This is a genomic window from Mesorhizobium sp. M0808 (assembly GCF_040320025.1).
Classification (GTDB): Bacteria; Pseudomonadota; Alphaproteobacteria; order Rhizobiales; family Rhizobiaceae; genus Mesorhizobium.
Genome location: NZ_JAMYOX010000016.1, coordinates 45,331 through 66,679, shown reverse-complemented (window position 1 = coordinate 66,679; position 21,349 = coordinate 45,331). Strand labels below are relative to the sequence as shown.

Sequence of the window (21,349 nt, the reverse complement as noted above, 5' to 3'; positions counted from 1 at the left end):
CGGTCAATATTGATGAGATTGGCGATCCTGTGACTCCTTCTGCAATCCTGGAATCAGCACTCTACGTGACGGACCTTGCTGCCGCGGAACGGTTCTATTCGGGCGTGCTCGGGCTCGATCTGCTCGGCAAGGTCGATGGCAGGCATCTCTTCTTCCGCTGCGGCGACAGCGTGCTGCTTATGTTCAATGCCGAGGCGACCAAAGTGCCGCCGCCGGCCGACGCCAAGCTCAAAGTACCGCCGCATGGCGCGGTCGGCCAGGGCCATCTTTGCTTCGCCGCAAGCGCGGATGAAATCCCACGCTGGAAAGCGCATCTTGAGGCGAAGAAAATCGCCATCGAAAGCGAGTTCGAATGGCCGCAGGGCGGCCGCTCGATCTATATTCGCGACCCGTCGGGCAATTCGATCGAATTCGCCGAGCCAAGAATCTGGGGCATCTGATGCATTCGCCAACTGTTCATTCGCTTGACGGGCATAAGATCGTCGTCGCCAGCCATAACGCCGGTAAATTGCGGGAATTCGCCGATCTGATGGCGCCATTCGGCATAGAAGCGAAGTCCGCAAAGGAATACGGCTTGCCGGAGCCGGACGAGACCGGCACCACTTTCGAGCAGAACGCCCTCATAAAAGCCTTGGCCGCCGCCAAGGCCACTGGATTGCCGGCGCTGTCGGACGATTCCGGCCTGTGTGTCGATGCGCTCGACGGCGCACCCGGCGTCTACACCGCCAACTGGGCTGAGACGCCGGACGGCTCCCGCGACTTCGGCATGGCCATGCAGCGCACGGAAGTGGCCTTGCAAGAAGTTGGCGCGATCACGCCTGCCCAGCGCAAGGGCCGCTTTGTCGCGGTCATCTGCCTGGCCTTTCCCGATGGCCAGGCGGAATATTTTCGCGGTGAGGTCGAGGGCACGCTGGTATGGCCGCCACGCGGCGAGCTCGGCTTCGGCTACGATCCGGTGTTCTTGCCCAACGGGTTCGAAAAGACCTTCGGCGAGATGAGCGCGAAGGAAAAGCATGGCTGGAAGCCCGGCCAGCCAACCGCATTGTCGCACCGTGCCCGCGCCTTCCAGAAATTCGCGCAAGCCCGATTGGCCGCCGTATGACCATGCTGCTCGACCGCAGGCCTGGTTTCGGCGTCTACGTCCACTGGCCGTTCTGCGCGGCCAAATGCCCCTATTGCGACTTCAACAGCCATGTCCGCCACCAGCCGGTCGACCAGGAGCGTTTTGCCCGCGCCTTCGAGACCGAGCTGGCGACGATGCGCGGCCGCACCGGGCCGCGCGAGGTGACCAGTATCTTTCTTGGCGGCGGCACGCCATCGCTGATGAAACCGCAGACCGTGGCGGCGGTGCTGGATGCAGTGGCGAAGAACTGGACGGTGCCTGATGGCATCGAGGTGACACTGGAGGCCAATCCCTCCTCCGTCGAGGCCGAGCGCTTTCGCGGCTATCGCGCGGCCGGCGTCAACCGGGTGTCGCTTGGCGTGCAGGCACTGAACGACAAGGATCTGCGCTTCCTCGGCCGTTTGCACAATGTCGATGAGGCCCTGCATGCGATCGGCCTGGCGCGCGAGATATTCCCACGGCTGTCGTTCGACCTGATCTACGCGCGGCCCGGTCAGACGCCGGAAGCGTGGCAGGCGGAGCTCGAGCAGGCGATCGGCCACGCCGCAGACCATCTGTCGCTCTATCAGCTGACCATCGAGGAAGGCACGCCGTTCCATGCACTGCATGCGGCAAGGAAATTCATCATTCCAGACAATGAGCTTGCCGCCGATCTCTACGCGTTAACGCAGGAGATCACCGCCGCGCGCGGACTGCCGGCCTACGAGATTTCCAACCACGCCAGGCCCGGCGCCGAAAGCCGGCACAATCTCACCTATTGGCGTTATGGCGAATATGTCGGCGTCGGTCCCGGCGCGCATGGCCGGTTCGTCGAAAATGGCCGCCGCGTGGTGACGATCGCCGAGAAAATGCCGGAGACCTGGGCCAATCTGGTCGAGGCCAAGGGTCATGGCGTTTCCGGCGGCGAGGTCCTGACGCGGTCGGAAGAGGCCGACGAGTTCCTGCTGATGGGGCTGAGGCTGGCGGAAGGCATCGACCTTTCCCGCTACGAGGCATTTTCAGGGCGCGGCCTGTCGACGGCACGGCTGTCGGTGCTGCAGGACGAAGGCCTGGTGGCGCCGATCGGCAATGCCCGCCTGCGCGCCACGCCGGCCGGCATGATCGTGCTCGATGCGGTCGTGGCGGATTTGGCCAGATAGCACGTTGAAGAACGTTCTCTTCATCTGCAGCCAGCATCGCTTGCGCAGCCCGACGGCGGAGCAGGTGTTTTCCAAGCGGCGGGACATCGAGGTCGCTTCGGCCGGCACTAATCACGATGCCGACATACCGTTGACGCATGAACTCGTCGCCTGGGCCGACATCATCTTCGTGATGGAAAAAACGCACCGCGCCAAACTGCAGCAGAAATTCAAGACAAGCCTGAAAAAGGCTCGAGTAATCTGCCTCGATATTCCCGACGACTATGCATTCATGGACCCGGCTCTGGTGGGCCTGCTGGAGGCGCGTGTCTCGAAGTATCTGGGTTGAATGATACATCGCGGAGCATTCGCAACCGCGCTTCGAGAACTGTCTCGACCGATCGCTAAGGTTTGCGGGGTCAAGCCTCGTGCTTGTGGCGGTGTTTGGCGCGATCTTTTTCGCTGGTCTCTCCGGAACGGGCCGGCTTGATCTCGCTTTTGTCGCGTGAGGCATGGTGCTGGTCGTCTGTGGAATGTGACGCTGCGCCATCGCGGGCGCTTTTTGTTTCGAGGCGGGTGATGAAAATGTCGAAGCGATTGGGCATCGTCCGGTCAGTGCTCCATCGTGCGGTCGGTTTCGTTTGCGGGCTTGCTCTCTGCCGATCGCTGGCGTGCAAGCGGCTTCTTGGCTCTGCCATCTGCGGCTTCGGCAGGCAGGCTCTTGTCGCATGGCGCGGCGAAGCGTTTGCGGCCGGCATAGTAGGGTTCGAAAACGTCCTGTATCGTCAGGCTGTTCATCCTGCTCCTCCCGAGATCAGGGGTAAAATTCGCCGGCAACGGTTTCGTTCCCTACTGTGGCGAAGGCATGGCGGCCGGTTCACGTCGGCATCCCTTTTGGAACCAGGGCCTTTGCAACCCAGGCTTTTGCAACCAAGCGTGAGCCGTGCCAAACAGGGTCGAACGGAGTTGTGCAGGTGACCGGCGAATCGGCCAAACGCAGTTATGTGGTCGGGCAGACCGAAATCGCCGCCCGGCCGCTCGAGCCGGCGCTCTACCTGGTGGCGACGCCTATCGGCAATCTCGCAGACATCACGCTGCGCGCGCTGGAAACGCTCGCCGCCGCCGATATCGTCGCTTGCGAGGACACACGTGTCAGCCGCGTGCTGCTCGACCGCTACGGCATCCGCCGCCGCACCACCGCCTACCACGAGCACAATGCCGGCGAGGCCGGACCGAAGCTGATCGCGGCGCTGCTGGCCGGCCAAAGCGTAGCGCTGATCTCGGATGCCGGCACGCCGCTCATCTCCGACCCCGGCTACCGGCTGGTCGGTGAGGCGCTGGAACGCGGCATTCGTGTCGTGCCGATCCCCGGCCCATCAGCAGCACTTGCCGCTTTGACGGCATCTGGCCTGCCCTCGGACGCGTTTCTGTTTGCCGGCTTCCTGCCGGTGAAGACCGGGCAGCGGCTGACGCGGCTGGAAGCGCTGAAGGCGGTGCCGGCAACGTTGATCTTCTTCGAATCGCCGCGCCGGCTGGCCGAGACGCTCAGTGCCATGGTCGAGGTGCTGGGCGGTGCCCGCAAGGCGGCCATCGGCCGCGAGCTGACCAAGACCTTCGAGGAGATGCGGACCGGCACCCTGCAGTCGCTCGCCAGCCATTACGCCGCAGCTGATACGCCGAAAGGCGAAATCGTCATCTGCGTCGGCCTGGCGGATGTTGTCGCTGATGAGCCTGAAGACATCGACCGGCTGCTGCTTTCGCTCGCCGCCGAGATGCCGGCCTCCAAGGCAGCGGCGGAAGCCGCCAAGATGACGGGTGGCCAGAAGCAGACGCTCTATCGTCGGCTGCTCGACCTCAAGAATGCCGGAAGAGACGGGACCGGCGGAGACGGCGATGGCTGAACGGCCGAGCGCCAGCCGGCAAAAGGCCTACCGGCGCGGCCATCACGGCGAATGGCTGGCGGCGGCGGCGCTGATGCTGAAAGGCTACCGAATTCTTGCCCGCCGCCACCGCACCAGGTTCGGCGAGATCGACCTGATCGCGCGGCGTGGCGATCTGGTGCTGATCGTCGAGGTCAAGGCGCGCCGCACGCTGATGGAGGCAATGGAAGCCGTCGGTCGCGAATCGGAGCACCGCATCGAAGGCGCCGCCGATTTCTGGCTGTCGCGCCAATCCGACTACGGAAAATTATCGGTGCGCTTCGACATGGTGGCGGTGCTGCCGTGGCGCTGGCCGGTGCATGTCGAGAATGTGTTTTACGGGCGAAACTAGGCCATTCTCGACGTGGGGACGTTTTGCTGCGCCTGCGGTTCAGATCATGGTTTGCCGATCTGTCAAGCATCCGCCCAGCGCTGACTGGAACAAAAGCGTTCCTGCGTTGTTCCCCAATCGTCCTGATGTTCGACGGGCTGGTTCAAATGCCGGCCAGCGCAGTCCGCGTGGCAGCTATGCGAGGACAAAGGGATGGCGAGGCAAATGGATCCCGACGATCTCAACCCGGAACGGATCGTCACCGTGTTCGGCGGAACTGGCTTTCTCGGGCGCAGGATCGTGAAGCGGCTCCTGGAAAGAGGTTTCACGGTGCGCGCCGCATCTCGCCATCCGGCTCGCGTGGCCCTGGTCTTTTCCTCGATTACAAGGATGCCCGAAGCAGTCGAGGCGGATATATTGGATGCGTCCTCGATCGGGTCGGCCATTACCGGATCACAGGCGGTCGTGAATGCCGTCAGTCTTTACGTCGAGCAGGGCGTCCAGACCTTTGAACGCGTGCATGTGAAAGCCGCGGCCGATCTCGCTGCCGCGTCGCGCGACCGCGCGATCGACCAGTTCGTCCAGATTTCAGGGATCGGCTCCGATCCTCAATCGGATTCGAATTACATAAGGGCGCGTGGGCGCGGAGAAGGTGCCGTGGAAAGCGCATTTCCCGGCGCTTTCATTGTGCGTCCCGCCGTCATGACAGGACCTGACGACGCTTTCCTCACGACCATTGTGAGGATGATACGCCTCCTGCCGGTCTATCCGCTGTTCGGCGATGGTGGCACACGGCTTCAGCCGGTCTATGTGGCAGACGTCGCAGAAGCAGTGAGCCGGCTGATCGACGGGCGAACCCAGGGTTCATCCATATTCGAATTCGGTGGCCCGCGTATCTATGCCTATAAGGAACTGCTTCGGGAGATCGCCCGACAGCTCGATACGCACGTCAAGCTGATGCCGGTGCCGTTTGCGGTATGGAACGCCTTGGCTGGCGTCGCGGAACTCCTCCCGGCTGCCCCCATAACGCGCAACCAGATCGATCTTATGCGTCAGGACAATGTGGCAGCAATCGACGCGCCTGGCCTGAAGGAACTCGACATCGAGCCGCGGGATATCGACGAGGTGATCCGTGCGATCGAACAGCGCCGTCGCGTAGGCTCGCTCTCGTCTCCGGCTTAGGACGGCCCCCTGATCCTGGCGGGAACCTATCGCCGCGCGACAGGTTGGTCGAGCTTGAAGCCAGTGAAAGAAGGAGAAGAACTATGGCCAGATGCGATCAATGCGGGAATGACTACGACAAGGCCTTCAACGTGACGATGGCCGACGAGACCTACACATTCGACAGCTTCGAATGCGCGGTCCAGAAACTTGCTCCGACGTGTCCGCATTGCGGATGCCGGATCATCGGACATGGCGTCGAACAGGATGACATCATCTACTGCTGCGCACATTGCGCCGCGGAGGAAGGCGCGAGCGCGCTGACCGATCGTGCGCCTTGACGCACCTCCTTTGGCGTCTCCAGGTCGACCATTCCGAACGACTGCGCCGGCTCATCCCATATATGGCCAGTGCTGTCGGCACGACGACGACCAGCCGAGGTCAAGGCCGCCGCACGCTGATGGAGGCAATGGATGCAGTCGGCCGCGAATCGGAGCGCCGTATCGAAGGTGCCCGCGATTTCTGGCTGTCGCACCAATGGACTACGGAAAATTGTCGGTGCGCTTCGACAAAAGGCAGCGTGCGTCGTCTTGATCGCGCCAGAGCTGTCATGTTCTTGCACGTTCAAGAACCCACGTTCGACGGCTCGTTTAGACGCCGTTCCGTGGCAAGTCGGCTCCCGCTTGGACAAGTCGCTCCACGACGGCGGCCGCCTCCTCTGGAATGGCCGGTATGGTGCCCGACTTCCGCGTCGATCCGAAATCGAGGCCGGCGAAAAAGAGACCTGGAACAGCGCCGACGCCATCCTCGTGGACGGGCTGGCCGGCTGCATCGAGCGCGCCGGGAAGCCGAACCCATGCGAAATCGCCGGTGAAGCCCGTGCACCAGATCACTGATCTGATGCCGCTCGCCGTCCAGTCGAGGGAGCGGATCGGAGGATCGGGCAAGCGCGGTTCAATCGTCTCGGCCGGATCATCCTCGGCCAGTGGCGCATCGAGGCTGGCGCGCTCGATGTACTCGTCAACCAGGCGCTTGGCATTCGCGGAGACTTCGTCGGCAAATCGCATATGGTCGTCGAGCTCGTCGCCGAAGACGAGGTTGCCGTTCTCCACACCCCTGAAGCGGCCGAGCAGCACCACGCCCTGCGCGCTCAGCGATTGCAGGCTGATCGTATGGGTCGCGCCGACCAGCGCGCGGGCCTGCAGCTTGCCGGAGGGGAGGACGAGTTCCTTGCGCGGAACGTCGAGAAAACCGGACAGCGTCAGCCATTTAAGTATGTTGCCCCTGCGGTAGCGCCGCACCCAACGGCCGTTGCGGCTGGTCGCCAAAAAGACCACACGTCCTGCCAACGCCAGGTCCTCGGCGATCTGGCCGCCCGACTGGCCGCTGCCGACCACCAGCACCGCGCCACTCTCGAACTCGGCCGGGTTGCGATAAGCCGAGGAATCGACTTGGCGAATTGCGGTTGGCAAATCCGCCGACCCTGCTGGCCGGACCTGCCGATTCTGGTCGCCGGTGGCGATCACCACGTTGCGCGCCAGAAATGCCCCGTCCGTCGTGGTGATGCGAAAGATCCCGTCGTCTCTCGTCAGCTCTTGCACCGGAGTTTGGGTGCTTACCGGCAGGCGGTGCCGCTCGGCATAGCCTTCGAGATACGCGACAAATTCGTGGTGGGTTATCGCGCCCCACGGCTCGGGCCCCTCGTAGGAATCACCGGGTAAGATGGAGCGAATGGTCGGCGAATTCAGTCGAAACGAGTTCCAGCGCTGCGTTCGCCACGTCTCGCCGATCCGGCCTCGATCGAGCACACGGTGGTCGCGGTCCTGCCGTTTCAAGAAGTAGCTGACGCCGAGTCCCGCCGGACCGGCGCCAATAACGAGGGCGTCAAGAACTTCGCTCATGCATTCCCCCTGCCAACCATACGTCCACAAGATCGTATGGCTCGGCTTCGGGCAAGAATAGAGTTCCGGCTGGGATTGCGCTATCCGCGCCGGCTCACCCCCAGATTGCCAGCCCCGCCAGCCCGACGATGCCGACGACCAGCCGCCACCAGCCGAACAGCGCGTAGCCATGGCGCGAGACGTAGTCGAGCAGGAAGCGCACGACGATTAGCGCGGTGACGAAGGCGGCAACGAAGCCGACCGCGATGATGGGCAAGTCGGCGCTGCTTAGCACATTGCGGTTCTTGAACAGGTCGAAGGCGAAGGCGCCGACCATCGTCGGGATGGCAAGGAAGAAAGAGAATTCCGCCGCCGCCCGTTTGTCGACGCCGAGCAGCAGCGCGCCGACGATGGTCGAGCCCGAGCGCGACGTGCCGGGGATTAGCGACAAGCACTGAAACAGCCCGATCTGCAGATAAAGCCTGGTCGGAAACCGCTCGACATCGTGGTAATACGGCTTCGGCTTCATGCGATCGACCAGCAGCAGGATGACACCGCCGATGATCAGCATGATGCAGATCAGCCGCGGCGATTCGAACAGCACCGTCTTGATGAAGTCATGCGCCAGTGCGCCGATAATGGCCGCCGGCAGGAATGCGATGAGAATGCCAAGGACGAAATGCCGCGTCAGCCGATCGTAGGGCAGCTCGAGCAGCATCTTCCAGAGACGGCGGAAATAGACGCTGAGAATCGCCAATATGGCGCCGAGCTGGATCAGGATCTCGAAGGCCTTTCCGGTCGAATGAAAACCGAGGAAATGGCCGGCGAGCAGGATATGACCGGTCGAAGACACCGGAATAAACTCGGTCAGGCCCTCGAGCAGGCCGAGCAGCAGCGCTTCGACGACGGTCTGGCTTTCCATGGCAACCTCGGCGTTGGAGTGAGGGCTTGAGAAAAGGGCTTGCTTGTCATGGCGCGGAACTCCCCCTATAGGTCGCAGCACCCTGACAGCCCGCTGAATCGGGCGGCCAAGACTTACCGGCGCAGCCGGCGATTTGCCAGTGCGCTTTATTATCGCGGGACCATGCTGACGCTTTTCCACCATCCGATGTTCGCCAGCTGCCGCTTCGTCCGCCTCGCCTTTGGCGAGTATGGCGAGGAACTGGCGCTGATCGAAGAGAAGCCGTGGACGCGGCGCAAGGAGTTCCTGGCGCTGAACCCGGCCGGCACGCTGCCGATCCTGCTCGCCGAAGGCGACGTGCCGATCGTCGGCGCAGTGGTCATTGCCGAATATCTCGACGAGACGCGCGGCGTACTCAAGCGCGACAAGCGGCTATTCGCCGAGGATCCGATGGAGCGCGCCGAAATCCGCCGGCTGACCGACTGGTACCTCAACAAGGCGGAAAGCGAGGTTACCCGGCATCTGGTGCGCGAACGCGTTCTGAAGCCGGTCATGCCGGAAACGGCAGGCGGCGGATCGCCCGATTCGGCGGCGATCCGCGCCGCCCGCGCCAATATCCGCCAGCACATGAAATACACCAACTGGCTGGCCGGCACCCGTCATTGGCTGGCCGGCAACAAGGTCACCTATGCCGATCTCGCGGCGGCGGCAGCACTGTCGGTGCTCGACTATCTCGGCGAGATCGACTGGCGCGAACACAGCGCCGCGCGCGAATGGTATACAAGGGTGAAATCACGGCCTTCGTTCCGGCCGCTTCTGTCCGACCGGGTGCGCGGCCTGTCGCCGGTGTCACATTATGCGGACCTCGATTTCTGATACGGCAAAGCTGCGCGCGCTGATCGACCGCGAGGCGCGGAATGCCGGCTTCGACGCCGTTGCCGTCACCACGCCCGATGCGATTCCGCAGGCGCCGGAACGGCTGGCCGAATTCGTTGCCGACGGTTTTCACGGCTCGATGGGCTGGATTGCCGAAACGCTCGAGCGGCGAGGCAAACCGACGACGCTTTGGCCAGAGGTCCGCTCGATCGTCGTGCTGGCGATGAATTACGGCCCCGACCACGACCCACGCGACATCCTGGCAAAGCGCGACCGCGGCGCGATCTCGGCCTATGCGCAGAACCGCGACTATCATGACGTGATGAAAGGCCGGCTGAAGGAGATCGCCGGCAAGATCGTGGCGCGCGCCGGCGGGGACGTGAAAGTGTTTGTCGACACCGCGCCGGTGATGGAAAAGCCGCTGGCCGAGGCGGCCGGCCTCGGCTGGCAAGGCAAGCACACCAACCTGGTCAGCCGAACGCATGGCTCTTGGCTGTTCCTCGGCACCATCTTCACGACGGCCGAACTGGTGCCGGACGCGCCTGAGGACGACCATTGCGGCTCCTGCCGGGCCTGTCTCGACGTTTGCCCGACGGACGCCTTTCCGGCGCCTTACCGGCTCGATGCGCGGCGCTGCATTTCATACCTCACCATCGAGAACAAAGGACCGATCCCGCATGAGTTCCGGGAAAAGATCGGCAATCGTATCTATGGCTGCGACGACTGCCTGGCCGCGTGCCCGTGGAACAAGTTCGCCCAAGCCGCTTCGGAGGCAAAGCTTGCCGCCCGCGCGGACTTGCGCGAACCGCCGCTCGCCGAGCTGCTGCGCCTCGACGACGCTGCCTTCCGCGTGCTTTTTTCGGGCTCGCCGGTCAAGCGCATCGGCCGCGCCCGTTTTATCCGCAACGTGCTGATCGCCGCCGGCAATTCCCAGGACTTGTCGCTGGCCGGCGCCGTCCGCGCGCTGCTCGACGACGCCTCGCCCCTGGTTCGCGGAGCTGCGGTATGGGCGCTGTTGCGGCTGGTGCCGAGTCGGGAGTTTGCCGAGCGTGCAGCGGCCGCATTGCAAGCAGAAGATGACGAGGCGGTGAGAGGCGAATGGCTTCTGGCCCTGCCAAAGCCGATCGAGGCACATACATGACCAAACAGCAGATTTTCATCTTCGGCGCCGGTTATTCGGGCAAGGCCTTTGCCCGCGCCAACAAGGATGCCGACACAGCGATCTTCGGTACAACACGGTCGCTGGAAAAATTCGCGGCGCTGCGGCAAGCCGGTATCGTGCCGCTGCGTTTCGATGGCACGCTGACCTCCGAAATCGGCGATGCGCTTGGGAAGACAACCCATCTCGTCGTCTCGGTCGCGCCGGACGAGGCCGGCGACCCGGTGCTGGGTGCGGCTCGCGAGGTGATCACGGCCAACATGCCGGAGCTCGAATGGATCGCCTATCTCTCGACCGTCGGCGTCTATGGCGACCATGGCGGCAATTGGGTGGACGAGGCCGCCGAATGCCGGCCAGTATCGAAGCGATCAGCGATGAGGGTTGCCGCCGAGCAGGATTGGCTGAAACTGGGCCACGGCACCGGCCGGCCGGTGGCGATCCTGCGGCTTTCCGGCATTTATGGGCCAGGCCGCAACGCCTTGGTCAATCTGGAAAACGGCACTGCGCGGCGGCTGGTCAAGCCGGGCCAGGTGTTCAACCGCATCCATTGCGACGACATTGCCGGCGCGCTCTGGCATCTGGCCGAAGGCAATCGCGGCGGCATCTTCAACGTCACCGACGACCTGCCGGCGCCGCCGCAGGACGTCGTCGCCTATGCCGCCCAATTGATGGGCATCGAGCCGCCGCCCGAAATTCCGTTCGAGACCGCCCAACTTTCGCCCATGGCGCGGTCCTTCTACGGCGAGAACAAGCGTGTCGCCAACGCGGCGATCAAGGCGGCCGGCTATGGGTTTCGCTTCCCCGACTACCGTTCGGCGCTCGACGCCATGTGGGCGAGCGGCGACTGGCGCGACGGCGAGGCGCGCAGCCCGATGAAACGGTCATGATCGATACGTTGCGCGGGGCGTGGTATGATGCGGTTCAAATCGCGGAGGGGTCCAGCTTGGGGAAGACGTTAAAGCGAGCCTTGCCCGGCAAAACACTGCTGCTTTCGGCAGCACTGGCCGTCGCCAGCTTGACAGCGCTGGCAACGCAGACGGCGGGCGCCGAGGAACGGGCAAAAGACCTGTTTGGCGCCAAAAGGCTGCCGGCGGTCGCAGCAGCGCAATCGATCGGCTTCTACTCCAAAGGCTGTTTTTCCGGCGGCGTCGCCCTGCCCATGGATGGCCGGCACTGGGAGGTGATGCGGCCGTCGCGCAACCGCCGCTGGGGTCATCCCGCAATGATCGCGCTGATCGAGAAATTGTCGCGCGACGCTGCCGCCGACGGCTGGCCGGGCCTATTGATCGGCGACATTTCGCAGCCGCGCGGCGGGCCGATGCTGACCGGCCATGCCTCTCACCAGATCGGCCTCGACTCCGACATCTGGCTGACGCCGATGCCCGACCGCAAGCTTTCTACCGAAGAGCGCGAAAACATCAGCGCTACCTTGATGGTCGATGAAAAAACTCACCTGGTGAAGGACGGGCTGTGGACGCCGATGCATACGCGGCTGTTGAAGCGCGCCGCGAGCTATCCCGAAGTCGAGCGCATCCTGGTCAATCCAGGGATCAAGAAGAAGCTCTGCGACACGGTCAAAGGCGACCGCGGCTGGTTGCGCAAGGTCAGGCCGTTCTGGGGCCACGACTACCACTTCCACATTCGCATCGGCTGCCAGGCTGGATCACCCGACTGCAAGGCGCAGGAAGCGACGGCGCCGGGCGATGGCTGCGACCAGGCGCTGGCCTGGTGGTTCACCGAGGGGCCGTGGCGCCCCAACAAGAACCCGGACAAGCCGAAGGCACGCGACGTGATGACGATGGCGAACCTGCCCAGACAATGCCAGTTCGTGCTCGACGCGCCGGCTCCGGCCTCGGCCGAAGCAGTCACCTACTATGGCGACGGCGTACCGATCGCGGCAGAACCCGCTCTCGCGGCAGAACCTTCGCCGCCGCCGACGGTCGCAGCCGGCGCGGCAGCGCTTCCGGCCTCGGCGAACGCCTTTGTGGCGACCCCCGAGATCGGCATTCCGCTGCCGCGGCCACGACCGGGGCACTGATGCGGGCAGCGTGTTTGCTGTCTGCATCCGTGCATCTCCACTTCGAAAACCGATTTCCCTTTTTGCGGTCATGCGCTAGTCAACGAGAGAACGGCGATACGCGTCGGGAACGGACGAGAGCATGCCAGGCGTAAGCGACGACGACACTCTGTTGCGATTTCCGATCCTGATCGGCGACATAGGCGGCACCAATGCGCGCTTCTCGATTGTGCTCGACGCGAATTCCGAGGCCGGCGAGCCGACGATCGTCCAGACCGCCAACTTCAATACGATAGACGAGGCGATCCAGTCGGCCGTGCTCGACCGCTCGTCGGTCCGGCCGAATTCAGCTGTGCTGGCGGTAGCCGGTCCTGTCGAAAGCGACGAGATCCCGCTTACCAATTGCCCATGGATCGTCAAGCCGAGACAGATGTTCGCCAGTCTCGGTCTCAGCGACGTCGTGGTGCTCAACGACTTCGAGGCGCAGGCGCTGGCTGTCGTCGCGCTCGGCGAAGAGCACATGGAAAAGATCGGCGGCGACGAGCCGGAACCGAATTCCGGGCGGGTGGTGCTCGGCCCGGGAACTGGGCTCGGTGTCGCCGGGCTGGTTTATGCGCTGCATCACTGGATACCGGTACCCGGCGAGGGCGGCCATATGGATATCGGCCCGCGCTCGCCGCGCGATTTCCAGGTGTTTCCGCATATCGAGAAGCTCGAGGGCCGCATCTCCGGCGAACAGATCCTGTCCGGACGCGGCCTGGTCAATGCCTACCGGGCGGTGGCCAAGGCGGACGGCAAGCCGTCGCCCTTTACAACGCCTGCCGAGGTCACCGCCGCGGCACTGGCAAAGAACGATCCGGTGGCCGAAGAGGCGCTGTCGATCTTCGTCACTTGCCTGGGGCGCACCGCCGGCGATCTCGCTCTAGTGTTCATGAGCCGCGGCGGCGTGTTTCTCACCGGCGGCATCGCGCAAAAAATCCTGCCGGCACTGCGCACCGGCAATTTCCGCGCCGCCTTCGAGGACAAGGCGCCGCACAGCGCCCTGATGCGCAGCATGCCGGTCTATGTCATCACCCATCCGCTGGCGGCGCTTTTAGGGCTGGCCGCCTATGCCAGAAATCCGTCGCTGTTCGGCGTGCAGACGGCGGGGCGGCGCTGGCGGGTCTAGGATACAAGCTGCGCCGCGACGAAGTTTCGCCGTCCTCGGCCATAGGCAAGCCGCCATCGGGGCGTTAAGAGGTTGCCGAATTGCAGCCGGCCGAAGCCAAAACCACAAAGCGCTCCAACTTGACACTTCCAGCACCAACCAAAGGGAAAGCCCGGCCCAGCGAGATCGTGGCGGTGATCCGCCGCATCGTCGCCGAGAACAGCCGCGATTATCGCTGGTACTATGCTCTTGCCGTGCTGTGCCTGGTGACGATCGCGGCGACGACCGCCTTCACCGCCTGGATCATGAAGGATGTCGTCGACCAGATCTTCTATAAGCAGCGCGGCGATCTTATCGCGCTGATCAGCGTGTCGATCCTGGCCGCCTTCATGCTGCGCGGGCTGGCCAGCTACGGCCAGGCAGTGACGCTGGCCAAAATCGGCAACAATCTGGTGGCGCGCTACCAGCGCCGCATCTTCGACCACCTGATGAAGCTCGGCGTCAGCTTCTTCAACGACACCCGCTCGGGCCGGCTCGCCGCGCAGATCAACGAGAACGTCAACGGCATCCGCGATCTCCTGTCGATGACGCTGACATCGCTGGCGCGCGATGCCGTATCGCTTGTCGCGCTGGTTGGCGTCATGATCTGGCAGGACCCGATGCTCTCGGCGATGTCGCTGCTGATCGGGCCGCCCTTGATCTACAGTGTCACCTATCTGATGCGCCGGGTGCGTCGCATCACGCGTGAATCGGTGCAGATCAACTCGCGGCTGATCGGCGCCATGCAGGAAGCAACGCAAGGCATCGCTATCGTCAAGGCCTTCACCCTGGAAGACGAGCTGTCGCGCCGCATCGGCGGCCTCGTCGCGGGCGCCGAGCAGCGGGCAAACAAGATCGCCCGCGTCTCGGAACGGCTGACGCCGATCTCCGAAATGCTGGCCGGCTTCGCCGTCGCCGGTGTCATCGCCTATTCCGGCTACCGGGCGACCGTCGGCGGCCAGCCGCCGGGCGCGGTGTTTGCCTTCATCACCGCCCTGCTGCTTGCCTATGACCCGGCCAGGCGGCTGGCGCGTATGCAGGTCGGCATGGAAAAGTCGCTGGTCAATGCGCGCATGATCTACGAGCTTCTCGACCTCGAGCCGCAGCAGGGTGACGTGCCGGGAGCCGCCGAGGCGAAATTCACCTCTGGCGAAGTGCGCTTCAACAACGTGTCCTTCCGCTATGTCGAAGAGGCGCCGGTCCTGCAGGACCTGAGCTTTGTCGCCGCCGCCGGCAAGGTGACCGCCATCGTCGGCGCCTCGGGCGCCGGCAAGACGACGCTGGTTGCGCTGCTGCAGCGCTTCCACGACGTCGAGTCGGGCAGCATCGAAATCGACCGCCAGGACATTTCAAAGGTCACCAAGCATTCGCTGCGCGGCTCGATCGCCTATGTATCGCAGCAGCCCTATCTGTTCGAAGGCACCATCCGCGACAACATCCGGTACGGCAGGCTGAGCGCCACCGACGCAGAGATTGAACGCGCCGCCCAACAGGCCGCGGCACACGATTTCATCCGCCAGCAGCCGCAAGGCTACGACACGCCGGTCGGCGAGAACGGCGTGACGCTGTCGGGCGGCCAGCGCCAGCGTGTATCGATTGCACGCGCTATCGTTCGGCAGGCGCCGATCCTGCTGCTCGATGAAGCCACCTCGGCGCTCGACAACGAGGCCGAGGCCCGCGTCCAGGAAGCGCTGACCCATGTCATGGAAGGGCGCACCACCATTGTCATCGCGCACCGGCTGTCGACGGTGGTCAATGCCGATCATATCATCGTGCTGGAGCAGGGCCGGCTGGTCGAACAGGGCACGCATGCCTCGCTGATGGCCGACCCGCACAGCGTCTATGCCCGGTTCCACCGGGTGCAAGGCAGGAAAGGGCTGGGGCTTGTCGATGACGGCGAGCCAATCCAGAGTGCGGCGGAAAATGGTCGCGCGAAAAAGGCGGCCGGGAGACATTCATGAGTGACACGCCGACCGTTAGTGAAATGGGCCTGGTGGTGGTGGGCGCGGCCGGCCGGATGGGCCAGGCGCTGATCCGCGCCATCCACACGATACCGGGCGCCCGCGTCGCCGGCGCCATCGAGCGGGCCGGTTCGCCCCATATCGGCAAGGATGCCGGCGAGCTGGCCGGCGTCGGCAGGCTCGAGGTGGCGATCGGCGACGATCCGCTGCCGGCCTTCGCCAAGGCCGACGGCGTGCTCGATTTCACCACGCCGGCGGCGACCGTCGAATTCGCCGGCTACGCGGCGCAGGCGCGCATCGCCCATATCATCGGCACCACCGGCTGCTCGGCTGAAGACAATGCCAGGATCGCGGCGGCGGCGCGGCACGCGACGGTGGTCAAGTCAGGCAATATGAGCCTCGGCGTCAATCTGCTGGCGGTGCTGGTTGAGCAGGCGGCGCGCGCGCTCGATGCCGACGATTTCGACATCGAGATCCTGGAAATGCACCACCGGCACAAGGTCGATGCGCCGTCGGGCACGGCGCTGCTGCTCGGCGAGGCCGCCGCTGCCGGGCGCGGCGTAGCACTTGCCGGCAACGATGTTCGCGTGCGCGACGGCCATACCGGCGTGCGCAAGGCAGGCTCGATCGGTTTCGCCAGCTTGCGTGGCGGCTCGGTGGTCGGCGACCACAGTGTGGTGCTGGCCGGTACCGGCGAGCGCATCACGCTTGCCCATCATGCCGAGGACCGGGCGATCTTTGCCCGTGGCGCGGTCAAGGCAGCCCTGTGGGCGCGCGGCCGCAAGCCGGGCCTCTATTCGATGCGGGACGTGCTCGGCCTGACAAGCTGATCCACAGACTTGGCTGATCCACAGACTTGGCTGATTCACAAAATTTGAAGGAGCAAATATGTCGAGAACTCTCGTGCTCGTGCGCCATGGCCAGAGCGAATGGAACCTGAAGAACCTATTTACCGGCTGGCGCGACGTCGACCTGACCGAACTGGGCCATGCCGAAGCCAAGGCGGCCGGCGCCAAGCTCAGGGCGCGCGGCATGAAGTTCGACATCGCCTTCACGTCGTCGCTGATCCGGGCGCAGAAGACCTGCCAGCATATTCTCGACGCCGTTGGCCAGAGCGATCTCGAGACCGTTCGCGACCAGGCGCTGAACGAGCGCGACTATGGCGATCTCTCCGGCCTCAACAAGGATGATGCGCGCAAGAAATGGGGCGAGGAGCAGGTGCATATATGGCGCCGCTCCTATGACGTGCCGCCGCCCGGCGGTGAAAGCCTGAAGGACACCGGCGCGCGCGTCTGGCCCTATTACCTGCACGATCTGCAACCGCATGTGCTGCGCGGCGGCACCGTGCTGGTGGCGGCGCACGGCAATTCGCTGCGCGCGCTGATCATGGCGCTGGACGGCAAATCGGGCGAGGAGATCGTCAAGCTCGAGCTCGGCACCGGTGTGCCGATCATCTACACGCTCAACGCCGATTCCACGGTGGCGTCGAAAGAAGTGCTGGAGCATTGAGCCGGAGAAGGAACGCGGCTTTCAAAAAAGCGCGTTGACACTCATCCCTCGCCCGCTTAATGAGCGCGCACCAGCCCAGATGGCGGAATTGGTAGACGCGCACGGTTCAGGTCCGTGTTCCGCAAGGAGTGGAGGTTCGAGTCCTCTTCTGGGCACCAAATTCCCGTTTCGAACCGATTGATGCGGTTTCAGAGACCCAAGAAAAAGCCCGGTTTGCCGGGCTTTTTCTTGATCCAATGCTCTAGGCTGCCCTACCGTCAGCCATGGCATCCACAAGATATCTAATAACTATCCGTCCGGGTTAGGCAGCGATCTGTCGTTGCGACAGCGCAGCAGCGGAAGGATTTGGCCCGAGATCACTCTGGTGATCTTCTGTTGCTTGGCGTTGGTTACGACGTTCATGCACGCACATCCGTAGCCGTGACCCGAACCAGGCACATTGGTCTCGACGAATTGCCGCTCGTCAAAGGCCGGCACATTGTCGATGCCTTTGGGATCCGGTCGTCCCTGCATCTGGATCCACCAATCCCCGTCACTGTCGGTCAGGACGAGGTTGCCGGGTGTCGGGCTGGAGTACCAACCACAACGGCGCTCGGCATGGGCGGTCGCAGGCAAGGACATGATGACCAGGCCGAAACAGATAGCGAACAGCGGGCGCATGAGAATCTTTGCCTCCCTGAAGTAAGCAGGTCATGCCGCGAGTAATGTACGTTGGCGCCGGTGGCGAGGCGCATGATTTGTAAGCCTTATGGCTTCAACTTCGTGTCCACATGTTCTTCGATCAATCCGCAATGAAGCGTCACAGTCTTCCTTTGGGCATCGCCTAGTGGACCGTCGATGAAGTCGCAGCTGAGCAGATTGTCCGGACTGCTCTTGCGCGCCGACGCAACGTTGACGTTGACCTCGGGAGGGCCGGCAAGCCAATCGAGACGCTTCGTGTCGACCTTTGTGCCGCTGATGTGAGCGTGGCCCGCTGTACCCGGTATCTCCACCTCTTCGTCCTGCGGCGTGAGATCGATCTGGCCGATTTCGTTTACACGCTTCTCGGCGCTCCTCTTCGGGTCGCCGTAATAGGAGGCGAAGACAACGATCCGCTCCTTTTCAGCCGCGAGCTTGGCGGCTGCCTTTTTGGAAAGCGTGACGTTGATGTCGAAGCTCATGTCAGTCTGGGCTGTTGCCGGCACGACACATGCCAACAGTACAGATGCCGCAATTGTCAATGCGAGCGACGATCCATAGCGTTTCATAATCCACCTCCCTCAAGTCCCTCACGCAATGATGATGCCCCTCGCATCCTTTCATGTCTGGCGGCGACATCACGCTCGCCGCCGACATCATCGTGATCAGATCAGCTGTGGCACGTGTCAGTTCGCGGCCGGAACAGGGCAGCTCATGTCGCCTTCCTGGCATTTCAGATAGCCTTCGAAACCTTTGACACGGGATTGCGTCAGGCCGTCCATGCACTGCGCGATGAGCATTGGCATCATGCTTCCTCCGGCCGCGCCTGCGGTCTGGAAACTGCACTCCGCGTCGCGAAACTTGCCCCAATCCCGCTGTGCCTGAACAAGAAGCTTCTTGGTATCCGCATCGTCCTTCAGGCGGGCTTCGATCTGCTTGTAAAGCTCATTGAGCTTCTTGTCGGATTTTTGGAACTCGGCACCGAAGCACTGGTTCATGGTGGCCTGATCCTTGGCATCGGCGCACTTGTCCTTGGCAAGGGCGAATGTCGGCGCAGCCAGAACCACGGCAGCAGTCAGTATCGCGATTTTCATCGATTTCCCTTTCCGGTTGCAGTCAAGCTCTTAAGTTGCTCAGCCCCGCCCTATGTTCTCGTCAGCTGTCCGTTATTGCCACGATCGGCCCATGGCCTGATTATCTGGTTTTCATTGGATCAGCTTTGCCACCTTCGGCGACCGTGACGTTGCCGACCTTTCCTGAGCCGGTCAGCGTGCCGCCCTCCTTGACCATGACTTCGCCGGAGACCTCTCCGTCAACGACAAGCAGTCCCGAGACGGAAACGTCACCGGTCAAAGAGCCGGTCACGTGCAACTCCGCTCCCGCCGCCACTTCCGTCATGCCCGAATATTTGTTCTTGCCGCTCAGCGTCAGCTTGCGACCGGCGACCACGAGGCCGCCGCTGTCGCCGGCGTCATCATAGTTCGCGATGGTTCCATCAAATTGCCCGTCGGCTTCTGTCAGGATCAGTCTGCCCGCACCCAGATAGACCTCGCCTTTACCGCTAAGGGTGCGAATGGCCGTATCGTTCATGGAGTGCGCCACTCCCCAGGGCTTCAGGTAGTTTCCTTTCTGATCAATGTTGAGCACACCGTCGACCATGACGCGCGAGGAATGCTCGATGCTGCCCGGCCCGGCCAGAGTAAGATACCCATCGGCCGCGATATGGGTTGTGCCGGTGTAGGTATTGGCCCCGGTCATACGCACGTCCGCATCCTTCTCGATCGTGAAGTCGCCGGCGCCGGAGATGATGCCGGCCAGTCCGAGCCATCCTTTGCTTCCAGCATCGCTGGTCGCGCGATTCAGCTGCACTTGATCCTCGGCAGCCGCGTCTGTGGTAAAGTTAGCAGCGCTGACAAAATAGGGTGAATATGCGGTCGTCTTGTTCTCCAGATCATACATTACGGAATTTGACTGGAAGAAGGGTAGCCCGACAACAACTCCATTGCCCCCCTCCTCATCGCTTTGTCGATCCATAACGACATCGCTGTATTCCTTGTTGTTGAAACTATCTTCAAATCCCAAAATCTTAAAATCGACTACCGTATAATCATATTCATCAAGCTTAAATCCTTTCGAGCGAAGCTTATTAAAAAAGCCTTCTGTGGTGATACCGAGAAAGGTCGACGATCCAGTATCCAATAAAACAGGTCCACTGAAATCAACCGATTGCTTCTTTCCCTTATAGTCAAAAGAAATTGTATAATGGTAAGACCCTTCGTAGTGATTGGATGCGTTCGCGCCTGATCGCGGGAATCGTCTCTGGCGGAATTCATAATCCAGTTCGCCCCAGGGCATCAGGGCCGTAAACTGGGATCTCAGACTGGGGGACAAATTCAGCGTCAGGCAGGGAGCGCAGCCCGGTGTCGTCTTCTTTCCAAGATTTGCATTGGCCGAGACCACATAGCCGCTTTGTGTCTGACTGGCGGGAGCGGCGGCCTCGTCCCCCTCATCGAGAAAATCGCCGGCTCCAAAGACACCGTAAAACGTCGTCGAACCACCGGGTTCGCCATTCTGCATGCTCTTGCGCGCATTAAGATCCGCATAGACCGGCGTATCGCCGCGGTGGCCAACGGGCTTTTGCGTCAATTTCATATCCTTGAGATAGCCGAAACTCTTGGTGAAGACGTAATCCACCACCCGACCGGCGCCATAGCCACCGTCGAAGGTTACGACAGGCTGCGAGGGATCATCCGGATCGTAATAGGACAGGCTGTCGAACCGGACCTGCTGTACCCAATCTCCATAGGTGCCGTCTCCATAGGCGTACATTTCGGGCTTGCTGCCGTGCACCGGCTCTACGCCAGGGACACTCGAATCGATCTCGGCGTTGAACTCATCCGACCCCGTGTCGAATTCGAACAGACGAGGCTTGGCACCATTGATGCCCAACGCAATCCCGAGATTGTGATAAACGACGTCAGCGCTTCCGTGGCCCCTAACATGTTGCAACGGAATAGTTATCGGGTCGGCAGCCTGGGCAAGGCCGGCCTGGCCGTTCTCATCGGCCACGGCAGGTACGGCATGTGATGTGTTCGCTGCCGGAACGGGGCAACTCGCATCGCCTTCCCTGCATTTCAGGTAACCCTCGAAATCTTTGACACGGGATTGCGTCAGGCTGTCCATGCACTCCGCGATGAGCATTGGCATCACGCTTCCTCCAGCCGCTCCCGCGGTCTGGAAACTGCACTCGGCGTCGCGAAATTTGACCCAATCCCGCTGTGCTTGAACGAGAAGCGTCCTGGTATCCGCGTCGTCGTTCAGGCGGGTTTCGATCTGCTGGTAAAGCTCGTTGAGCTTCTTGTCGGATTTCTTGGACGCGGCATCGGCGCACTCGTTCGGGTCAGCCTGGTCCTTGGCGGCGTCGTAGCATTTGTCCTGGGCAAATGCGAAAGCCGGCATGGCCAGAACGATGGCAGCGGTCAGCATCGCGGTTTTCATCGATTGTCCTCGGTCTAGAACTGCCGGCATGG

23 protein-coding genes, 1 tRNA gene and 1 pseudogene are annotated in these 21,349 nt (G+C 62.6%); 18 read left to right on the top strand and 7 right to left on the bottom strand.

What is annotated here, in order from left to right:
- The first annotated feature begins 29 nt into the window (after positions 1-29).
- From NKI25_RS19255 to NKI25_RS19240, 4 genes are read left to right on the top strand one after another with little or no spacing between them, the layout of a single operon-like run.
- A complete protein-coding gene (locus NKI25_RS19255; protein ID WP_023678980.1) occupies positions 30-440 on the top strand; it encodes a VOC family protein in 411 nt (136 codons plus the stop codon).
- Positions 440-1,102 (top strand): RdgB/HAM1 family non-canonical purine NTP pyrophosphatase, encoded by a 663-nt coding sequence (rdgB, locus tag NKI25_RS19250; RefSeq protein ID WP_352999078.1) that lies wholly within the window; start codon positions 440-442, stop codon positions 1,100-1,102. The genes NKI25_RS19255 and rdgB overlap by 1 nt, the downstream gene beginning before the upstream one ends.
- Positions 1,099-2,262: a radical SAM family heme chaperone HemW gene (hemW, locus tag NKI25_RS19245; RefSeq protein ID WP_352999076.1), complete on the top strand. Its 1,164-nt coding sequence runs from the start codon at positions 1,099-1,101 to the stop codon at positions 2,260-2,262. Before rdgB ends, hemW begins: the two co-directional genes overlap by 4 nt.
- A 4-nt stretch (positions 2,263-2,266) precedes the next feature.
- The gene (locus NKI25_RS19240; RefSeq protein WP_352798014.1) at positions 2,267-2,590 is read left to right on the top strand and encodes a low molecular weight protein tyrosine phosphatase family protein; all 324 of its coding nucleotides are present in this window, start codon (positions 2,267-2,269) and stop codon (positions 2,588-2,590) included.
- Between the two features lie 263 nt (positions 2,591-2,853).
- Here NKI25_RS19240 and NKI25_RS19235 read toward each other — a convergent pair whose 3' ends face one another.
- On the bottom strand, positions 2,854-3,039 hold the full coding sequence (locus tag NKI25_RS19235) for a hypothetical protein (protein WP_023678975.1): 186 nt from the start codon (positions 3,037-3,039) through the stop codon (positions 2,854-2,856).
- A gap of 176 nt (positions 3,040-3,215) precedes the next feature.
- Between NKI25_RS19235 and rsmI the strand changes: the two genes are divergently transcribed.
- The 5 genes and pseudogenes from rsmI to NKI25_RS36475 form a co-directional block, all read left to right on the top strand.
- Entirely contained in the window at positions 3,216-4,142 is a 927-nt protein-coding gene (gene rsmI, locus NKI25_RS19230; protein WP_023678974.1) for a 16S rRNA (cytidine(1402)-2'-O)-methyltransferase, read from the top strand.
- Positions 4,135-4,512: a YraN family protein gene (locus tag NKI25_RS19225; protein WP_023678973.1), complete on the top strand. Its 378-nt coding sequence runs from the start codon at positions 4,135-4,137 to the stop codon at positions 4,510-4,512. The genes rsmI and NKI25_RS19225 overlap by 8 nt, the downstream gene beginning before the upstream one ends.
- A 192-nt stretch (positions 4,513-4,704) precedes the next feature.
- Positions 4,705-5,673: a complex I NDUFA9 subunit family protein gene (locus tag NKI25_RS19220; RefSeq protein ID WP_352906392.1), complete on the top strand. Its 969-nt coding sequence runs from the start codon at positions 4,705-4,707 to the stop codon at positions 5,671-5,673.
- Between the two features lie 83 nt (positions 5,674-5,756).
- Positions 5,757-5,993, top strand: coding sequence for a metallothionein (locus NKI25_RS19215; protein ID WP_254817997.1), 237 nt, complete (start codon positions 5,757-5,759; stop codon positions 5,991-5,993).
- Between the two features lie 101 nt (positions 5,994-6,094).
- A pseudogene (locus tag NKI25_RS36475) lies at positions 6,095-6,222 on the top strand (YraN family protein); the annotation flags it as partial.
- An 80-nt stretch (positions 6,223-6,302) separates the two neighbouring features.
- Here the strand turns inward: NKI25_RS36475 and NKI25_RS19210 are convergent.
- Both NKI25_RS19210 and NKI25_RS19205 read right to left on the bottom strand, forming a co-directional pair.
- Positions 6,303-7,553 carry a flavin-containing monooxygenase gene (locus tag NKI25_RS19210; RefSeq protein ID WP_352999074.1) on the bottom strand — a complete coding sequence of 417 codons (1,251 nt, stop codon included), beginning with the start codon at positions 7,551-7,553 and terminating at the stop codon, positions 6,303-6,305.
- Positions 7,554-7,647: 94 nt separating this feature from the next.
- Entirely contained in the window at positions 7,648-8,454 is an 807-nt protein-coding gene (locus NKI25_RS19205; protein ID WP_023678969.1) for an undecaprenyl-diphosphate phosphatase, read from the bottom strand.
- A gap of 162 nt (positions 8,455-8,616) precedes the next feature.
- Here NKI25_RS19205 and NKI25_RS19200 point away from each other — a divergent pair, with 162 nt between their 5' ends.
- The 9 genes from NKI25_RS19200 (at position 8,617) to NKI25_RS19160 (ending at position 17,299) form a co-directional block, all read left to right on the top strand.
- Positions 8,617-9,309, top strand: a complete 693-nt coding sequence (locus tag NKI25_RS19200) for a glutathione S-transferase family protein (protein WP_023678968.1) — start codon at positions 8,617-8,619, stop codon at positions 9,307-9,309.
- Positions 9,290-10,450: a tRNA epoxyqueuosine(34) reductase QueG gene (gene queG / locus NKI25_RS19195; protein ID WP_352591748.1), complete on the top strand. Its 1,161-nt coding sequence runs from the start codon at positions 9,290-9,292 to the stop codon at positions 10,448-10,450. The genes NKI25_RS19200 and queG overlap by 20 nt, the downstream gene beginning before the upstream one ends.
- On the top strand, positions 10,447-11,355 hold the full coding sequence (locus NKI25_RS19190) for an SDR family oxidoreductase (protein WP_352591751.1): 909 nt from the start codon (positions 10,447-10,449) through the stop codon (positions 11,353-11,355). Before queG ends, NKI25_RS19190 begins: the two co-directional genes overlap by 4 nt.
- 56 nt (positions 11,356-11,411) lie before the next feature.
- Entirely contained in the window at positions 11,412-12,506 is a 1,095-nt protein-coding gene (gene mepA / locus NKI25_RS19185; protein ID WP_502897405.1) for a penicillin-insensitive murein endopeptidase, read from the top strand.
- Between the two features lie 121 nt (positions 12,507-12,627).
- Positions 12,628-13,653 (top strand): glucokinase, encoded by a 1,026-nt coding sequence (locus tag NKI25_RS19180; RefSeq protein WP_352451886.1) that lies wholly within the window; start codon positions 12,628-12,630, stop codon positions 13,651-13,653.
- A gap of 119 nt (positions 13,654-13,772) precedes the next feature.
- A complete protein-coding gene (locus NKI25_RS19175) occupies positions 13,773-15,632 on the top strand; it encodes an ABC transporter ATP-binding protein (RefSeq protein ID WP_352591757.1) in 1,860 nt (619 codons plus the stop codon).
- Entirely contained in the window at positions 15,629-16,462 is an 834-nt protein-coding gene (gene dapB, locus NKI25_RS19170; protein WP_023678962.1) for a 4-hydroxy-tetrahydrodipicolinate reductase, read from the top strand. Before NKI25_RS19175 ends, dapB begins: the two co-directional genes overlap by 4 nt.
- 58 nt (positions 16,463-16,520) lie before the next feature.
- A complete protein-coding gene (locus NKI25_RS19165; RefSeq protein ID WP_023678961.1) occupies positions 16,521-17,141 on the top strand; it encodes a 2,3-bisphosphoglycerate-dependent phosphoglycerate mutase in 621 nt (206 codons plus the stop codon).
- 73 nt (positions 17,142-17,214) lie between these two features.
- Positions 17,215-17,299: transfer RNA gene (locus NKI25_RS19160), tRNA-Leu, on the top strand.
- A 130-nt stretch (positions 17,300-17,429) separates the two neighbouring features.
- Here the strand turns inward: NKI25_RS19160 and NKI25_RS19155 are convergent.
- The 4 genes from NKI25_RS19155 to NKI25_RS19140 form a co-directional block, all read right to left on the bottom strand.
- Positions 17,430-17,801, bottom strand: coding sequence for a DUF4087 domain-containing protein (locus tag NKI25_RS19155; protein ID WP_352591841.1), 372 nt, complete (start codon positions 17,799-17,801; stop codon positions 17,430-17,432).
- Positions 17,802-17,887: 86 nt separating this feature from the next.
- The gene (locus NKI25_RS19150) at positions 17,888-18,388 is read right to left on the bottom strand and encodes a hypothetical protein (protein ID WP_156937407.1); all 501 of its coding nucleotides are present in this window, start codon (positions 18,386-18,388) and stop codon (positions 17,888-17,890) included.
- A 117-nt stretch (positions 18,389-18,505) separates the two neighbouring features.
- Positions 18,506-18,913 (bottom strand): lysozyme inhibitor LprI family protein, encoded by a 408-nt coding sequence (locus NKI25_RS19145; RefSeq protein ID WP_023678958.1) that lies wholly within the window; start codon positions 18,911-18,913, stop codon positions 18,506-18,508.
- Between the two features lie 100 nt (positions 18,914-19,013).
- Positions 19,014-21,317: a lysozyme inhibitor LprI family protein gene (locus NKI25_RS19140; RefSeq protein WP_352999072.1), complete on the bottom strand. Its 2,304-nt coding sequence runs from the start codon at positions 21,315-21,317 to the stop codon at positions 19,014-19,016.
- Positions 21,318-21,349: the final 32 nt, after the last annotated feature.

Excerpts from the sequence above, each read along its gene's own strand:
- rdgB (WP_352999078.1), top strand. The coding sequence starts at position 440 with ATGCATTCGCCAACTGTTCATTCGCTTGACGGGCATAAGATCGTCGTC.
- hemW (WP_352999076.1), top strand. The coding sequence starts at position 1,099 with ATGACCATGCTGCTCGACCGCAGGCCTGGTTTCGGCGTCTACGTCCAC.
- NKI25_RS19235 (WP_023678975.1), bottom strand. The coding sequence starts at position 3,039 with ATGAACAGCCTGACGATACAGGACGTTTTCGAACCCTACTATGCCGGC.
- NKI25_RS19225 (WP_023678973.1), top strand. The coding sequence starts at position 4,135 with ATGGCTGAACGGCCGAGCGCCAGCCGGCAAAAGGCCTACCGGCGCGGC.
- NKI25_RS19220 (WP_352906392.1), top strand. The coding sequence starts at position 4,705 with ATGGCGAGGCAAATGGATCCCGACGATCTCAACCCGGAACGGATCGTC.
- NKI25_RS19215 (WP_254817997.1), top strand. The coding sequence starts at position 5,757 with ATGGCCAGATGCGATCAATGCGGGAATGACTACGACAAGGCCTTCAAC.
- NKI25_RS19210 (WP_352999074.1), bottom strand. The coding sequence starts at position 7,553 with ATGAGCGAAGTTCTTGACGCCCTCGTTATTGGCGCCGGTCCGGCGGGA.
- NKI25_RS19205 (WP_023678969.1), bottom strand. The coding sequence starts at position 8,454 with ATGGAAAGCCAGACCGTCGTCGAAGCGCTGCTGCTCGGCCTGCTCGAG.
- NKI25_RS19200 (WP_023678968.1), top strand. The coding sequence starts at position 8,617 with ATGCTGACGCTTTTCCACCATCCGATGTTCGCCAGCTGCCGCTTCGTC.
- queG (WP_352591748.1), top strand. The coding sequence starts at position 9,290 with ATGCGGACCTCGATTTCTGATACGGCAAAGCTGCGCGCGCTGATCGAC.
- NKI25_RS19190 (WP_352591751.1), top strand. The coding sequence starts at position 10,447 with ATGACCAAACAGCAGATTTTCATCTTCGGCGCCGGTTATTCGGGCAAG.
- NKI25_RS19180 (WP_352451886.1), top strand. The coding sequence starts at position 12,628 with ATGCCAGGCGTAAGCGACGACGACACTCTGTTGCGATTTCCGATCCTG.
- dapB (WP_023678962.1), top strand. The coding sequence starts at position 15,629 with ATGAGTGACACGCCGACCGTTAGTGAAATGGGCCTGGTGGTGGTGGGC.
- NKI25_RS19165 (WP_023678961.1), top strand. The coding sequence starts at position 16,521 with ATGTCGAGAACTCTCGTGCTCGTGCGCCATGGCCAGAGCGAATGGAAC.
- NKI25_RS19155 (WP_352591841.1), bottom strand. The coding sequence starts at position 17,801 with ATGCGCCCGCTGTTCGCTATCTGTTTCGGCCTGGTCATCATGTCCTTG.
- NKI25_RS19150 (WP_156937407.1), bottom strand. The coding sequence starts at position 18,388 with ATGAAACGCTATGGATCGTCGCTCGCATTGACAATTGCGGCATCTGTA.
- NKI25_RS19145 (WP_023678958.1), bottom strand. The coding sequence starts at position 18,913 with ATGAAAATCGCGATACTGACTGCTGCCGTGGTTCTGGCTGCGCCGACA.
- NKI25_RS19140 (WP_352999072.1), bottom strand. The coding sequence starts at position 21,317 with ATGAAAACCGCGATGCTGACCGCTGCCATCGTTCTGGCCATGCCGGCT.